The sequence below is a fragment of the Mycobacterium sp. E2699 genome, assembly GCF_001666745.1.
GTDB lineage: Bacteria > Actinomycetota > Actinomycetes > Mycobacteriales > Mycobacteriaceae > Mycobacterium.
The window spans coordinates 1-13,675 of the sequence record NZ_LZJH01000067.1 but is presented as its reverse complement, the minus strand read 5'-3'; the positions used below and the strand labels follow the sequence as shown (position 1 = coordinate 13,675).

Annotated in this window: 15 protein-coding genes; 6 read left to right on the top strand and 9 right to left on the bottom strand. The window is 69.0% G+C overall.

The genetic code is table 11. The features are described 5' to 3' along the window. Positions 1-46 precede the first annotated feature (46 nt). Complete coding sequence (locus A5696_RS11275; protein ID WP_067877947.1) at positions 47-1,543, top strand: amidase; 1,497 nt, start codon at positions 47-49, stop codon at positions 1,541-1,543. Positions 1,544-1,602: 59 nt separating this feature from the next. Beyond that, positions 1,603-3,060 carry an aminotransferase class I/II-fold pyridoxal phosphate-dependent enzyme gene (locus A5696_RS11270; protein ID WP_067877943.1) on the top strand — a complete coding sequence of 486 codons (1,458 nt, stop codon included), beginning with the start codon at positions 1,603-1,605 and terminating at the stop codon, positions 3,058-3,060. Positions 3,061-3,100: 40 nt separating this feature from the next. On the opposite strand, the gene A5696_RS27970 is transcribed toward A5696_RS11270, so the two are convergent. The 6 genes from A5696_RS27970 to A5696_RS11245 all read right to left on the bottom strand — a co-directional run bounded on the left by A5696_RS27970 (position 3,101) and on the right by A5696_RS11245 (position 7,953). Further along, complete coding sequence (locus A5696_RS27970; RefSeq protein WP_197516949.1) at positions 3,101-3,367, bottom strand: SDR family NAD(P)-dependent oxidoreductase; 267 nt, start codon at positions 3,365-3,367, stop codon at positions 3,101-3,103. Between the two features lie 38 nt (positions 3,368-3,405). Then, positions 3,406-4,305: a GTPase Era gene (gene era, locus A5696_RS11265; protein WP_067877941.1), complete on the bottom strand. Its 900-nt coding sequence runs from the start codon at positions 4,303-4,305 to the stop codon at positions 3,406-3,408. A gap of 72 nt (positions 4,306-4,377) precedes the next feature. Further along, positions 4,378-5,676, bottom strand: coding sequence for a hemolysin family protein (locus A5696_RS11260; protein WP_067877938.1), 1,299 nt, complete (start codon positions 5,674-5,676; stop codon positions 4,378-4,380). Beyond that, entirely contained in the window at positions 5,673-6,206 is a 534-nt protein-coding gene (gene ybeY / locus A5696_RS11255; RefSeq protein WP_067877935.1) for an rRNA maturation RNase YbeY, read from the bottom strand. The genes A5696_RS11260 and ybeY overlap by 4 nt, the downstream gene beginning before the upstream one ends. Next, a complete protein-coding gene (locus A5696_RS11250; protein ID WP_067877932.1) occupies positions 6,203-7,252 on the bottom strand; it encodes a PhoH family protein in 1,050 nt (349 codons plus the stop codon). Before A5696_RS11250 ends, ybeY begins: the two co-directional genes overlap by 4 nt. An 86-nt stretch (positions 7,253-7,338) precedes the next feature. Further along, positions 7,339-7,953 carry a TetR/AcrR family transcriptional regulator gene (locus A5696_RS11245; RefSeq protein ID WP_067877929.1) on the bottom strand — a complete coding sequence of 205 codons (615 nt, stop codon included), beginning with the start codon at positions 7,951-7,953 and terminating at the stop codon, positions 7,339-7,341. Between the two features lie 105 nt (positions 7,954-8,058). Between A5696_RS11245 and A5696_RS11240 the strand changes: the two genes are divergently transcribed. Further along, the gene (locus A5696_RS11240) at positions 8,059-8,802 is read left to right on the top strand and encodes a maleylpyruvate isomerase family mycothiol-dependent enzyme (protein WP_082968993.1); all 744 of its coding nucleotides are present in this window, start codon (positions 8,059-8,061) and stop codon (positions 8,800-8,802) included. A 15-nt stretch (positions 8,803-8,817) separates the two neighbouring features. On the opposite strand, the gene A5696_RS11235 is transcribed toward A5696_RS11240, so the two are convergent. The 3 genes from A5696_RS11235 to hrcA are packed head-to-tail and all read right to left on the bottom strand — an operon-like array spanning position 8,818 to position 11,851. Beyond that, positions 8,818-9,588 carry a 16S rRNA (uracil(1498)-N(3))-methyltransferase gene (locus A5696_RS11235; protein WP_067877924.1) on the bottom strand — a complete coding sequence of 257 codons (771 nt, stop codon included), beginning with the start codon at positions 9,586-9,588 and terminating at the stop codon, positions 8,818-8,820. Between the two features lie 15 nt (positions 9,589-9,603). After that, positions 9,604-10,749, bottom strand: a complete 1,146-nt coding sequence (gene dnaJ, locus A5696_RS11230; RefSeq protein ID WP_067877922.1) for a molecular chaperone DnaJ — start codon at positions 10,747-10,749, stop codon at positions 9,604-9,606. Positions 10,750-10,807: 58 nt separating this feature from the next. After that, positions 10,808-11,851 (bottom strand): heat-inducible transcriptional repressor HrcA, encoded by a 1,044-nt coding sequence (gene hrcA / locus A5696_RS11225; protein WP_067877920.1) that lies wholly within the window; start codon positions 11,849-11,851, stop codon positions 10,808-10,810. A gap of 153 nt (positions 11,852-12,004) precedes the next feature. On the opposite strand from hrcA, the gene A5696_RS11220 reads away from it, so the two are divergent. The 3 genes from A5696_RS11220 to A5696_RS11210 all read left to right on the top strand — a co-directional run. After that, positions 12,005-12,319, top strand: coding sequence for a type II toxin-antitoxin system VapB family antitoxin (locus tag A5696_RS11220; RefSeq protein WP_067877919.1), 315 nt, complete (start codon positions 12,005-12,007; stop codon positions 12,317-12,319). A gap of 216 nt (positions 12,320-12,535) precedes the next feature. Further along, positions 12,536-13,141: a carboxymuconolactone decarboxylase family protein gene (locus A5696_RS11215; protein WP_067877917.1), complete on the top strand. Its 606-nt coding sequence runs from the start codon at positions 12,536-12,538 to the stop codon at positions 13,139-13,141. Continuing rightward, on the top strand, positions 13,138-13,675 hold a 538-nt coding region (locus A5696_RS11210; RefSeq protein ID WP_156738343.1), incomplete at its 3' end, for a sigma-70 family RNA polymerase sigma factor. The genes A5696_RS11215 and A5696_RS11210, both read left to right, overlap by 4 nt.

Here is a 13,675-nt window from a genome sequence, read left to right as displayed (position 1 = left end):
CCCCGCCGCGACAATGCGGGTATCCGCGCCGTTAGTCTCGTACCCCGTGATCGGCGCTTCCGGGGCGGGCACCGGGTCCATCTCCGGATCCGGCAACCAGCGCCTGCCCACGCTGACTGACCTGCTGTATCAGCTGGCCAGCCGCGCAGTGACGTCCACCACACTGGTGAGCCGTTCCCTGCACGCCATCCATTCCAGTCAGCCGACGCTGAACGCCTTCCGGGTGGTGCTCACCGAGTCGGCGCTGGCCGACGCGGCGAAGGCCGACCGGCGCCGGGCGGCGGGTGACACCGCGCCGCTGCTGGGCATCCCCATCGCGGTCAAAGACGACGTCGACATCGCCGGCGTGCCCACCGCCTTCGGCACCGAGGGATATGTCGCGCCCGCGACCCAGGACGCCGAGGTGGTGCGCCGCCTGAAGGCCGCCGGTGCCGTGATCGTCGGCAAGACGAACACCTGCGAGCTGGGCCAGTGGCCGTTCACCAGCGGACCCGGTTTCGGCCACACCCGCAACCCGTGGTCGCGGCGGCACACCCCGGGTGGATCGTCGGGTGGCAGCGCGGCCGCCGTGGCCGCGGGCCTGGTCACCGCCGCGATCGGCTCCGACGGCGCCGGCAGCGTCCGCATCCCCGCCGCATGGACGCACCTGGTGGGCATCAAGCCGCAGCGCGGCCGCATCTCCACCTGGCCGCTGGCGGAGGCATTCAACGGCATCACGGTCAACGGCGTGCTGGCCCGCACGGTGGCCGACGCGGCGCTGGTGCTCGACGCCGCGTCGGGCAACGTCGAGGGCGATCGGCACAAACCGCCCCCGATCACCGCGTCCGACTATGTCGGCAAGGCGCCCGGCCCGCTGAACATCGCGCTGTCAACCCGGTTCCCGTACACCGGTTTTCGGGCCAAGCTGCATCCCGAGATACTGGCCGCGACGCGGGCGGTGGGCAGGCAGCTCGAGCTGCTCGGCCACACCGTGGTGCCCGGCAACCCGGACTACGGCCTGCGGTTGTCGTGGAACTTCCTGGCCCGCTCGACCGCCGGCCTGCTCGAATGGGAGGAACGCCTGGGCGACGGCGTCGTCTGGGACCCCCGCACCCTGGCCAACCTGCGCATGGGCCACGTGCTCGGGCAGGCGATCCTGCGCAGCGCGCGCCGCCACGAGGCGGCCGACCAGCGTCGGGTCGGCTCGATCTTCGACATCGTCGACGTGGTGCTGGCACCGACGACCGCCCAGCCACCGCCGTTGGCGCGTGCCTTCGACCGGTTGGGTGGCTTCGGCACCGACCGCGCCATGATCGCCGCGTGCCCGCTGACGTGGCCATGGAACCTGCTCGGGTGGCCGTCCATCAACGTGCCGGCCGGCTTCACCTCGGAGGGTTTGCCGATCGGGGTGCAGCTGATGGGTCCGGCAAACAGCGAGGGCATGCTGATCTCGCTGGCCGCCGAGCTGGAGGCCGTCTGCGGCTGGTCGACCAAGCAGCCACCGGTGTGGTGGCACGCCGGCGCCGACACGCCGCCCGCCGGGGCGCCGCCATCGCGCCGATGAGCCGCCGCTGATCCGAGGCCGCGCTCTTAGCTCGCGGCAACGCGGGTATCCCCCAGCGCATGGATCAATCCGACGCTCCACTGCTGAACGCCCTGGCCGACTACCGGGAAAAGAACCGGTACGGGTTCACCCCACCGGGGCACCGGCAGGGCCGCGGCGCCGACAACCGGGTGCTGGCCGTGCTGGGCCACGAACCGTTCGCCGACGACGTGCTTGCCAGCGGCGGGCTGGACGATCGCCGGACCGGTAACGGATACCTCAAACACGCCGAGGACCTGATGGCCGACGCGGTCGGGGCCGACGTCGCATGGTTTTCCACCTGCGGCAGCTCCCTGTCGGTGAAGGCCGCGATGATGGCCGTCGCCGGCGGCGACGGCAGCCTGCTGGTGAGCCGGGACAGCCACAAATCCATCGTGGCGGGCCTGATCTTCTCCGGCGTGCAACCCCGTTGGATCACCCCCCGCTGGGACGCCGAGCACCACTTCTCGCACCCGCCGTCACCGGAGCAGGTCGAGGAGACCTGGGAGAAGTATCCTGACGCCGCCGGTGCGCTCGTCGTGAGCCCCAGCCCGTACGGCACGTGTGCCGACATCGCCGGCATCGCCGACGTGTGCCACGCCCGCGGCAAGCCGTTGATCATCGACGAGGCGTGGGGCGCGCATCTGCCGTTCCACGAGGACCTGCCGACCTGGGCGATGGATGCCGACGCGGACCTCTGCGTGGTCAGCGTGCACAAGATGGGCGCGGGTTTCGAGCAAGGCTCGGTGTTTCACCTGCAGGGCGACCGCATCGACCAAGATCGCCTTTCGGCGTGCGCGGATCTGCTGATGACCACCAGCCCCAACGTCCTGGTCTATGCCGCGATGGACGGATGGCGGCGGCAGATGGTCGAGCACGGCCACGAGTTGCTCGGAGCCGCGCTGGAATTGGCCCACGAGGTGCGTCAGGACATCGAGCTGATTCCGGACGTGCGGGTGCTCGACGACGAGTTGCTGGGGGTGCAGGCGTCCCACGACCTCGACCGATTGCAGGTGATGATGGACGTGTCGGAGACCGGCACCTCCGGATATCAGGCCGCCGACTGGCTGCGCTCACACGCTCACATCGACATCGGGATGAGCGATCACCGCCGCATTCTGGCGACCCTGTCCTTCGCCGACGACAAGACCACCGCCGGCCGTCTCACCCACGCCCTGGCCGAATGGCGCAGGGCAGCAAGTGATTTCGACCCGCCGCAGCGGATCGACCTGCCCTCACCCGAGGAATTGCAATTGGACAACGTGTGCCCGCCGCGCGACGCGTTCTTCGGGCGGGTCGAGGCGGTGCCCACCGACCGTGCCGCCGGACGGGTCTGCGCCGAACAGATCACGCCGTATCCCCCGGGCATTCCCGCCGTCGTGCCCGGCGAGTGCCTCAACGACGCCGTGCTCGACTACTTGTGTTCCGGTGTGCGGGCGGGGATGAACGTCCCGGACGCGGCCGATCCGTCGATGCGGACGATCCGGGTGCTCGCCTAGCCGGCGCGCGGCATCGACATCACCCTGTTGCCAACGGCTTTCACCCGGTCGGGCAGCACGCGGTTCGCCATGCCCATGGCTTTGACCAGGACCGAGCCGGCCACGACCTTCTGATCCCGGTGCGCAGGTCCACCTGCACCGCCTGTACGGCCGAGCTCCATTGAGACAGCTTTTCGGGGACGTCTCTGATGGCGTCGTCATGGGCGGCCACGACGAGGTCATAGCCGTGTTGGGCGAATTGCTTGGCCAGCTCCAGCCCAATGCCGCTGGACGCGCCGGTCACCAGGGCTGACTGTGGTTGCGTCATACGCGACGGCTACCCGTGCCACCCGCGGTCAAACCTCTTTAAAAACCAAGCCGTCCAAGCTGTTTAGGGTCGCTCTGCCAGTTCTTGGCGACCTTGACCCGCAGGTCGAGGTAGACCTTGGTGCCCAGCAGCTTCTCGATCTGGGCGCGCGCGCCTGTGCCGACTTCCCGCAACCGCGCGCCGCCCTTGCCGATCACGATGCCCTTCTGGCTGTCCCGCTCGACGTAGAGGATCGCGTGTACATCGATGAGATCGTCCCGCCCCTCCCGCGGGTTGACCTCGTCGATCACCACCGCCAAGGAGTGCGGGAGCTCGTCGCGGACCCCCTCGAGCGCGGCCTCGCGGATGAGCTCGGCCATCAGCACCTCCTCGGGCTCGTCGGTCAGCTCACCGTCGGGGTAGTAGGCCGGCCCGGCGGGCAGCGCCGCGGCCAGCACGTCGATCAGCACGTCCACCTGCTCGCCCGTCACCGCCGACACCGGGACGATTTCGGCCGAGTCGCCGACCAGCTCGCTGACGGCGACCAGCTGGGCCGCCACCCGGTCCTTGGGCACCTTGTCGATTTTCGTGACGACGGCGACCAGCGCGGTCTTGGGAGCGACGGTGCGAATCTGCTCGACGATCCACCTGTCGCCCGGGCCGATCGGCTCGTCGGCCGGGATGCACAACCCGATCACGTCGACCTCGGCGTAGGTGTCGCGGACCAGTTCGTTGAGCCGCTTGCCCAGCAGCGTCCGCGGCCGGTGCAGGCCGGGGGTGTCGACCAGGATGATCTGGAAGTCTTCCCGGTGCACGATCCCGCGGATGGTGTGCCGGGTGGTCTGCGGCCGCGTCGAGGTGATCGCCACCTTCGCGCCGACCAGCGCGTTGGTCAGCGTCGACTTGCCGGTATTCGGCCGCCCCACCAGACATACGAAACCCGAACGGAATTCAGTCATGGCAACCCATCGCCGAGCGTGAACTCAGGGCGCGTTTTTCCGCAATTTTTCGCCGTGAGTGCACGTTCGGCGTCATGGCAGTGCCCCGTCCGCCGAACCGTTGGATTCCGCCGGGCTCAGCAGGACGGTGTTGATCCGCACCCGGCCCCGGTGATCGGGGCCGCCCTCGGCGCGCAGGCGCAAGCCATGCGACACGACCTCGGCGCCGGGCAGCGGCACCCGGCCCAACTCCAGAGCCACCAGGCCGCCCACCGTGTCCACGTCGAGGTCGTCGTCGAATTCCACGTCGTACAGTTCGCCGACGTCTTCGATCGGCAGTCGCGCCGACACCCGAAACCTTTTGTCGCCCAGATCTTCTATCGGGGCCGTCTCCGCCTGGTCGTACTCGTCGGCGATCTCCCCGACGATCTCTTCCAGCACGTCCTCGATGCTGACCAGGCCGGCGATCGCCCCGTACTCGTCGACGAGCAGGGCCATGTGGTTGCGGTCGCGCTGCATCTCGCGCAGCAACGCGTCCAGCGGCTTGGAGTCCGGCACGAAGACCGCCGGGCGCATGACTTGCGACACCTTGATCTCGCGGCCGCCGTCGGGCGACAGGACCATCTGTTGCACAAGGTCTTTCAGGTACACCACACCGACGATGTCGTCGACGTTCTCGCCGATCACCGGGATGCGCGAGTGCCCGCTGCGCACGGCGAGGTTTGTCGCCTGGCTGGCGGACTTGTCGCTTTCGATCCAGATCATCTCGGTGCGTGGCACCATCACCTCGCGCGCCGGGGTGTCACCGAGCTCGAAGACCGACTCGATCATCCGGCGCTCGTCGGCGGCGACGACGCCGCGCTGCTGGGCCAGGTCGACGACCTCGCGCAGTTCGATCTCGGAGGCGAACGGCCCGTTGCGCAACCCCCGGCCGGGTGTGAGCGCGTTGCCCAGCACCACCAGCAACCGGCTCAGCGGCATCAGCAACCACGAAATCACCCGCAGCGGAAGGGCTGCCGCCAGGGCAATGGAATAGGCGTGCTGGCGGCCGAGGGTGCGGGGGCCGACTCCGATGACGACGAAGCTGGTCACCACCATGATGGCGGCCGCGCCGAACAACCCCCACTTGATGCCCCAGTTGTCGTAGAGGAACACCACCAACAAGACGGTCGCGGTGATCTCGCAGATGATGCGCAGCAGCACCATCAGGTTGATGTAGCGCGGCCGCTCGCTCATCACCTGGAACAGCGACACCGCGCCGGGTCGCTCCTCGCGCACCAGTTCCTGCACGCGCGCGAGTGACACCGTGCTGATGGCGGCGTCGATCGCCGCGAAAAGGCCGCCCAGAGCGATCAACGCGATCGCGCCCAGCAGCTGGGAAACGCCGGTCAATTGTCGAAATACCTTGACTTGTCCAGCAATCGGCGGTCACGTTCCTCTTGGCGGTCCTGCCGGTAGGCCTCGACCTGTTCGGCGACCCATTCTTCGAGCAACCGGTCCTGCAGCGCGAACATCTCTTTTTCCTCGGCCGGCTCGCCGTGATCGTAGCCGAGCAGGTGCAGCACACCGTGAATGGTCAACAGCGCCAACTCATGTCCGAGGCTGTGGCCGGCCGCGGCCGCCTGTTCGGCGGCGAATTCGGGGCACAGCACGATGTCGCCGAGCATCGCAGGTCCCGGCTCGGGCGCATCAGGGCGACCGCCGGGCTCGAGCTCGTCCATCGGGAAGCTCATCACGTCGGTCGGCCCGGGCAGGTCCATCCAGCGCATGTGCAGGTCGGCCATCGCCGCGGTGTCCAGCAGCACCATCGACAGCTCGGCGCTCGGGTTGACGTCCATCCGCGCGATCACGAACTTCGCGACGCTGACCAATTCGACCTCGGACACGTCGATGCCCGACTCGTTGGAGACCTCGATGCTCATCGGCGGCTACGGGCACCCGACGCCCGCCGGGCCGCCCGGTTCATCCCGGAGCCGGGCTCCTCGTAGCGGGCGTAGGCGTCGACGATCTCCGAAACCAGCCGGTGGCGCACCACATCCACGCTGGTCAGCTCCGCGATGCAGATGTCGTCGACACTGTCGAGGATGTCGATCGCAGAGCGCAGGCCCGATCGTGCGCCGCCGGGCAGGTCGATCTGCGTCATGTCACCGGTGACCACCATCTTTGACCCGAAGCCCAGCCGGGTAAGGAACATCTTCATTTGTTCGGCGGTGGTGTTCTGGGCTTCGTCGAGGACGATGAACGCGGAATTCAAACTTCTCCCACGCATGTATGCCAGCGGCGCCACCTCGATGACCCCGGCCGACATCAGCTTCGGGATCAGCTCGGCGTCCATCATGTCGTACAGCGCGTCATACAGTGGCCGCAGGTACGGATCGATCTTCTCGCTCAGCGTGCCCGGCAGAAACCCAAGGCGCTCACCGGCTTCCACGGCCGGCCGGGTCAGGATGATCCGGCTCACCTGCTTGGTCTGCAACGCGTGGACGGCCTTGGCCATGGCCAGGTACGTCTTGCCGGTGCCGGCGGGGCCGACGCCGAAGACGATGGTGTGGGCGTCGATGGCGTCGACATAGCGCTTCTGGTTCAGCGTCTTGGGCCTGATCGTGTTGCCGCGCCAGGACAACACGTCCAGGGTGAGCACCTCGGCCGGTGACTCGTTGCCGGTGCCGACCAGCATGGCGACGCTGTGGCGCACCACCTCCGGCGTCAACGGCTGGCCGCCGGCCACGATCGCGATGAGCTCCGAGACCGCCCGCTCGGCCAGCGCGACGTCGGCCGGCTCGCCGGAGATCGTGACGGCATTGCCGCGCACGTGCAGGTCGGCGCTCAGGGTGCGTTCGAGGGCGCGCAGGTTTTCGTCTGCGGAGCCGAGCAGGCCCACAACGAGGTCGGGCGGAACGTTGATGCTGCTGCGAACTCGAGCAGAGCCCGAAGATGCGCCGACAGCGCTGGTTTCGCGGGGCGTCACGTGGTTTCCGATACCTGCTTCCTCGGCTTGTCAGGGGTTTGCTCAGCTGACTCAGTCTACGCCGGGGGCTCCCGATGGTCAGCCTTCTAGTCACCGTCGCTTGCGGTGAGGGCCCGGATCAACCGGTCGATGACCGCGCCGGCTTCCCGCCGTGCAGTGTCATGATCGTCGGCCCTCGCGACGAAAAGGGTGGCCTCGCGCATGGCGCCCAGCATCGTCAGCGCGGTCGCGTCGATCGGTTGTGGCGGGATGCGGCCGGTCTCGATGGCGCTGGAGAGCAGCGCCCGCACCAGCCCGATGTTGTAGCGGTTGCCGATCTCGGTCCACCGCGTCCAACCGAGCACCGCCGGCGCGTCCACCAACGCGATGCGCTGAATTTCGGGATCGGAGCAGGCGTCCAACCAGAACGCGGCGCCCAATCGCATGACCTCTATGGCGTCGGTTTCGCCTGCCGCCGCGATGGCCTCGGCCATCCGGGCGGCGACCTCCGCCTCGACTTGCTCGAACACGGTCGCGAACAGCTCGGTCTTGTCGGCGAAGTGATGGTAGAGCGCTCCGCGGGTCACGCCCGCCGATCGCACGATCGCCTCCAGAGCGACCTCCGCGAAACCGTTGGCCGCGAACAACGGCCGTGCCGCTGCCACCAGTGCCTCCCGTGTCTCGGCGGAGCGCTCCGCCTGGGTGCGGCGATCGTCGTTCAAAGCGGTTGCCTTTCATACATACTGTATGTAGGTTCATACATACTGTATGAATCTCGCTCTCAAGATAGCAGCGGGACGGCCGAACCACGGAAAGGGACACGTGAGATGAGCTCAGCGATACAGGCGGTCGAGGCGGACCGGGCGGCGCTGCTGAAGATCTTGTCCGAGCTGCACGACTCCGACTGGGCCCGGGCGAGCGGGTGCCCGGGCTGGTCGGTGCGGGACGTCGTGTCGCACATGGCGTGCAGTTTCTGGCTGGCCGTCGACCCGTCGCACCTGCCCGATCCCGGCGGCCTGCCCGCCGAGCGGGCAGCGGACCTGTACGTCGAGTCGCGCCGCTCCATGACCTCCCGGGAAATCGTCGACGATTACGAATCAGTCAGCTCGAAGGGCCTCGAGGTCCTCGCCGCCGCGGAGGGCCAAGACTTCGAGGTGCCGCTGGGGGATGTCGGGACCTATCCCGCGTCGGTGATTCCCACCGCGTTCGCCTTCGAGCATTACGTGCACATCAGACATGACCTATTGCAGCCGCATGGCCCGCTGCAGGCGGAGCCCCCGGCCTGCGACGGATTGCGGCTCGAGCCAACCGTCGACTGGATCGAGGCAGCACTGCCCCAGCAGAACGCTGCCCTGCTCGGGCGCATCGACGACGCGGTCGAGATCCGCCTGACCGGAGGTTGCGCGCGCACGCTGCGCTTCGGCGAGGGGGACGTGACCGCCCAAATCACCTCCGACGCCGACGCATTCGTGCGGTGGATCAGTCAACGCGGAAACTGGGAAGCCCTCGGGGTGCAAGCGGAAGGAGACCGCGCGAACCTCGAGATCGTGCGTCAGCTCAGCGTTTTCTGAAGCGGCGCCGAGGCCTCAGTCACCGCCGTCCAAGCCCGCAGAGTCCCATCGTGGCGTGAGCACGCCCAGCGCGCCCAGCGCCACCGCCGCGGCGGTCGACGTCCGTAGCACCTGGGGGCCGAGCCGGACCGCCACCGCGCCCGCCTCGGTCAGCGCGGCTATCTCGTCCGGCGCGATGCCGCCCTCGGGGCCGACCACCAGGAGCACCGAATCCGCTTGGCCGACATGGGCTTCCGACAGCCGGTCGGCCGCCGACTCGTGCAAGGCCAGCACCGCCGAGCCGGCCGCCACCTCGTCGCGCACCCGCCCCGTCAGCGCCGCGGTGGACAGCACCCCGTCGACGGGCGGGATGTGTGCCCGGCGCGACTGCCGGGCCGCCGAGCGGGCGACGGCACGCCACCGGCGCAGCCCCTTGTCGACCCGTGGCCCGTCCCAGCTGGCCACGCAGCGGGCCGCCCGCCAGGCCAGGAACGCGTCCGCGCCGGCCTCGGTGGCCAACTCGATCGCCAGTTCCGAGCGGTCGGACTTGGGCAGCGCCTGCACGACGGTCACCGCCGGGCGGCCGGGTTCGACGCTCCAGCGCCCCAGCACCCGGGCGCGCACCCCGTCGCGCCCGGCATGCTCGACCTCGCACCGGGCGAGGCCACCGGCGCCGTCGCCGAGCACCAGTTGCTCGCCGGGCCGGATGCGGCGCACCGTGGCGGCGTGGAAACCCTCGTCGCCGTCGACGACGGCCAGCGCGCCTGTGTCGGGCAGTGCGTCAACGTAGAACAGCGTCGCCACCATGCGGGGCCCAGGGACTCAGCGCCCGGTGAAGGTCTCGCGCAGCCGGCTGAACAGCCCCCCGCCGGCGTGGGTGGAACGAACCTCGGGGACGTCGCGGCTGCGGCGGTTCTTGAGCTCCCGCAGCAGTTCGGTGTCGTGGTGATCCAGCCGGGTGGGCACCACCACCTCGACGTGGACGTGCAGGTTGCCGCGCACCCCGGAACGCAGGTGCGGCATCCCGTGGCCGCGCAGCGTGATGATCGAACCCGGTTGCGTGCCAGGCGGAATGGTGATCTCGCTCTGACCGTCCAGGATGGCGTCGATGGTCACCGTGGCGCCCAGCGCCGCATCGATCATCGGGACCGACACCGTGCAGTGCAGGTCGTCGCCCTCGCGGACGAAGATGTCGTGGGGCTGCTCGTGCACCTCGACGTAGAGGTCGCCGGCCGGGCCGCCGCCGGGCCCGACCTCGCCCTGCGCGGCCAGGCGCACCCGCATGCCGTCGCCGACGCCGGCGGGAATCTTGACGCTGATCTCCCGGCGGGCCCGCACCCGGCCGTCGCCCATGCACTGGTGGCACGGGTCGGGGATGACGACCCCGACGCCGCGGCAGGTGGGGCACGGCCGCGACGTCATCACCTGGCCCAGCAGCGAGCGCTGCACCGTCTGGACCTCCCCGCGGCCACCGCAGGTGTCGCAGGGCACGGGCACCGAATCGCCGTTGGTGCCCTTGCCCTGGCACCGGTCGCACAGCACCGCGGTGTCGACGGTGACCTGCTTGGTCACGCCGGTCGCGCACTCCTCGAGGTCGAGCCGCATCCGCAGCAGCGAGTCCGCACCGGGCCGGACCCGGCCGATCGGGCCCCGGGAGGCCGAACCCGCGTTGAAGCCGCCGCCGAAGAACGCCTCGAACACGTCGCCGAGGTTGCCGAAGCCACCGAATCCCCCGCCGGCCGCTGCGGCGTTCTCCAGCGGATCACCGCCCAGGTCGACGATCCGGCGCTTCTCCGGGTCGCTCAGCACCTCGTAGGCGACGCTGATCTCCTTGAACTTCGCCTGCGCGGCCTCGTCCGGATTGACGTCGGGATGCAGCTCGCGCGCCAATTTGCGATACGCGCGCTTGATCTCCGCATCGCTGGCGTTTCTGCTCACGCCGAGCAGCCCGTAATAGTCGCGTGCCACGCCCTGACCTTCCTTGTGCCGCCGTTATGCGGCCGTCAACAAACACCAGGGTGCGCGGTCATCGGGCACCCAGAACTTCGCCGATATAAAGAGCAACCGCTGCCACGCTGGCGATAGTTCCCGGATAGTCCATCCGGGTGGGGCCCAGCACACCCATACCGCCGTACACGGTATCCGAGGTGCCGTAGGCGGTGGACACCATCGAGGTGCCCGCCATCTGCTCGGCCGCCGTCTCGTGCCCGATGCGAACCGTCACCTTGCCGGCCTCCTGCTGGGCCGCCAGCAACCGGAGTACCACCACCTGCTCCTCGAGGGCCTCCAGGATGGACCGCAGCGAACCCCCGAAGTCCGCGGCGTTGCGGGTCAGGTTGGCGGTGCCGCCCATCAGCAGGCGCTCCTCGGTGTGCTCCACCAGCGACTCGAGCAGCACCGTCGCGGAGCGGCCGACGGCATCGCTGAGGTTGGTGGCCAGCCCGCTGCGCCCGTGCAGCTCGCCGGCCAGGTCGGCCACGGCGGTGGACGCCGCGGCGAGTTTCTTGCCGACCAGGGCCTGGCCCAGCATCTCGCGCAACTGGGACAGCTGATGGTCGTCGATCACGTCGCCGAGTTCGACGATGCGCTGGTCCACCCGGCCGGAGTCGGTGATGACGACCATCAACAGCCGGGCGGGCGTCAGGCCGATCACCTCGAGGTGGCGCACCGTCGACGCCGACAGCGTCGGGTACTGCACCACCGCGACCTGGCGGGTCAGCTGGGCCAACAGCCGCACCGCGCGCCGCAGCACGTCGTCGAGGTCGACTCCGGACTCCAGGAAACTTTGAATCGCGCTCCGCTCGGCCGACGACAGCGGCTTGACCTCGGCGAGCCGATCCACGAACTCGCGGTAGCCCTTTTCGGTGGGCACCCGGCCGGAGCTGGTGTGCGGCTGGGCTATGTAACCCTCGGCCTCCAGCACCGCCATGTCATTGCGGACGGTGGCCGACGACACGCCGAGGTTGTGACGCTCGACCAACGACTTGGAACCGATCGGTTCCTTGGTGGCGACGAAATCGGCGACGATGGCGCGCAATACCTCGAAGCGACGCTCCTCGGCGCTTCCCATCGGCTCCCACCTCCTCAATCGCGTCCATTTTACGGTGTCACGAGGGCCTCACCGCCATTCGCGGCGTCTCGCGGCGACCGCGGGCACGTTGCGGACTAGCCTGTCCACCATGTACTCGTCGGGCCCGGGGGATGCGTCAGAGACGATCCGCCAATGATTTTCAAGGGCGTGCGCGACGGCAAGCCTTACCCCGAGCACGGCCTGTCCTACAAGGACTGGTCCCAGATACCCCCGCAGCAGATCCGGCTCGACGAATTGGTCACAACCACGACCGTGCTGGCGCTCGACCGGCTGCTGTCGGAGGACTCCACCTTCTACGGCGATCTTTTCCCGCACGCGGTGCGATGGCGGGGCATCACCTACCTCGAGGACGGCCTGCACCGTGCGGTGCGCGCCGCGCTGCGGAACCGCACCGTCTTGCACGCGCGGGTGTTCGACATGGACATGCCGCTGAGCCGGCAGACATAGTGGCAATCGCAAGCGCGGCGTAGCCGGGCGCAGCGGGTTGCCACCGTCGGACCCGGTGGCAATCGCAAGCGCGGCGTAGCCGGGCGCAGCGGGTTGCCACCGGCAGACATAGTGGCAATCGCAAGCGCGGCGTAGCCGGGCAAGCGCTTGCGCGCGGTCACACTTCTGCGTCGCCGGGTGTCGACGTAGAAAGGACCACGTTCAAGGAGGACCGCCATGCCTCGCCTTCAAGGAGTCTCCGACCGCGACGCCGGTCTCGGCGCCAAGATCGCCTTCTTCTTCACCCGACGCAAGCTGGCCCGGATGACGGGCTTAAAAGACGTGGCGACCGCGGGGATGCTCGAACCGCTGCGGATGTATGCGCACATCCCCCGGCTGCTCAACGCCTACGGCAGGCTCGAGCAGGCCGAGTCGAAGCTGGACGTCCTCAGTCCCCGCCACCGCGCGCTGGCCGAGCTGAAGTCGGCGACCACCGTCGGCTGCGAGTACTGCATCGACCTGGGTTCGCAGATCGCGCGCCAGTGGGGAATCACCGACGAGGAACTGCTGGGCATGTCGGATTACCGGAACGCCTCGTGCTTCTCCGAGCTCGACAGGCTGATCCTGGAGTACGCCACCGCGATCAGCCGCACCCCGGTCGAGGTCAGCGATCGGCTCTTCGACGCGCTGCGCGCACACTTCGACACCGCCCAGCTGGTCGCGCTCACCCACGTCATCACGCTGGGCAACCTGCGCGCCCGGTTCAACATCGCGCTCGACATCGGATCGTCGGGCTTCTCCGGTCACCGCGTCTGCGCCGTTTCCGAGCAGGGTCGCGCGTGACGACGGCGGACGCGTCGGATGCCGCGCTGGCGGCGCGTTTCGAGGCGGCGCGGCCACGGCTGGGTGCCATCGCCTATCGCATGCTCGGCTCGATCGACGACGCCCAGGACGCCGTGCAGGAGGCCTGGCTGCGGCTCGGCCGCACCGATCAGGACATCGCCAACCTCGACGCGTGGCTGACCACCGTGGTGGCCCGCATCTGCCTGAACACCCTGCGCGACCGCCACGGCGGCGGGCGCGAGGAGCCGGTCGGGCACCTGCCGGATCCGATCGTCGACGTCGAGGGCGAATTCGATCCCGAACACCGGGCGATGCTGGCCGACGCCGTGGGGTTGGCCTTGTTCGTGGTGTTGGACACGTTGCCGCCGGCCGAGCGGTTGGCCTTCGTGCTGCACGACGTGTTCGCCGTCCCGTTCGACGAGATCGCGCCCATCGTCGACCGCACCCCGGAGGCGACGCGCAAGCTGGCCAGCCGGGCCCGCCGGCGCATCGAGCAGGCACACCCGGCACCCGAGGGTGGCGTCGCCGCGCAGC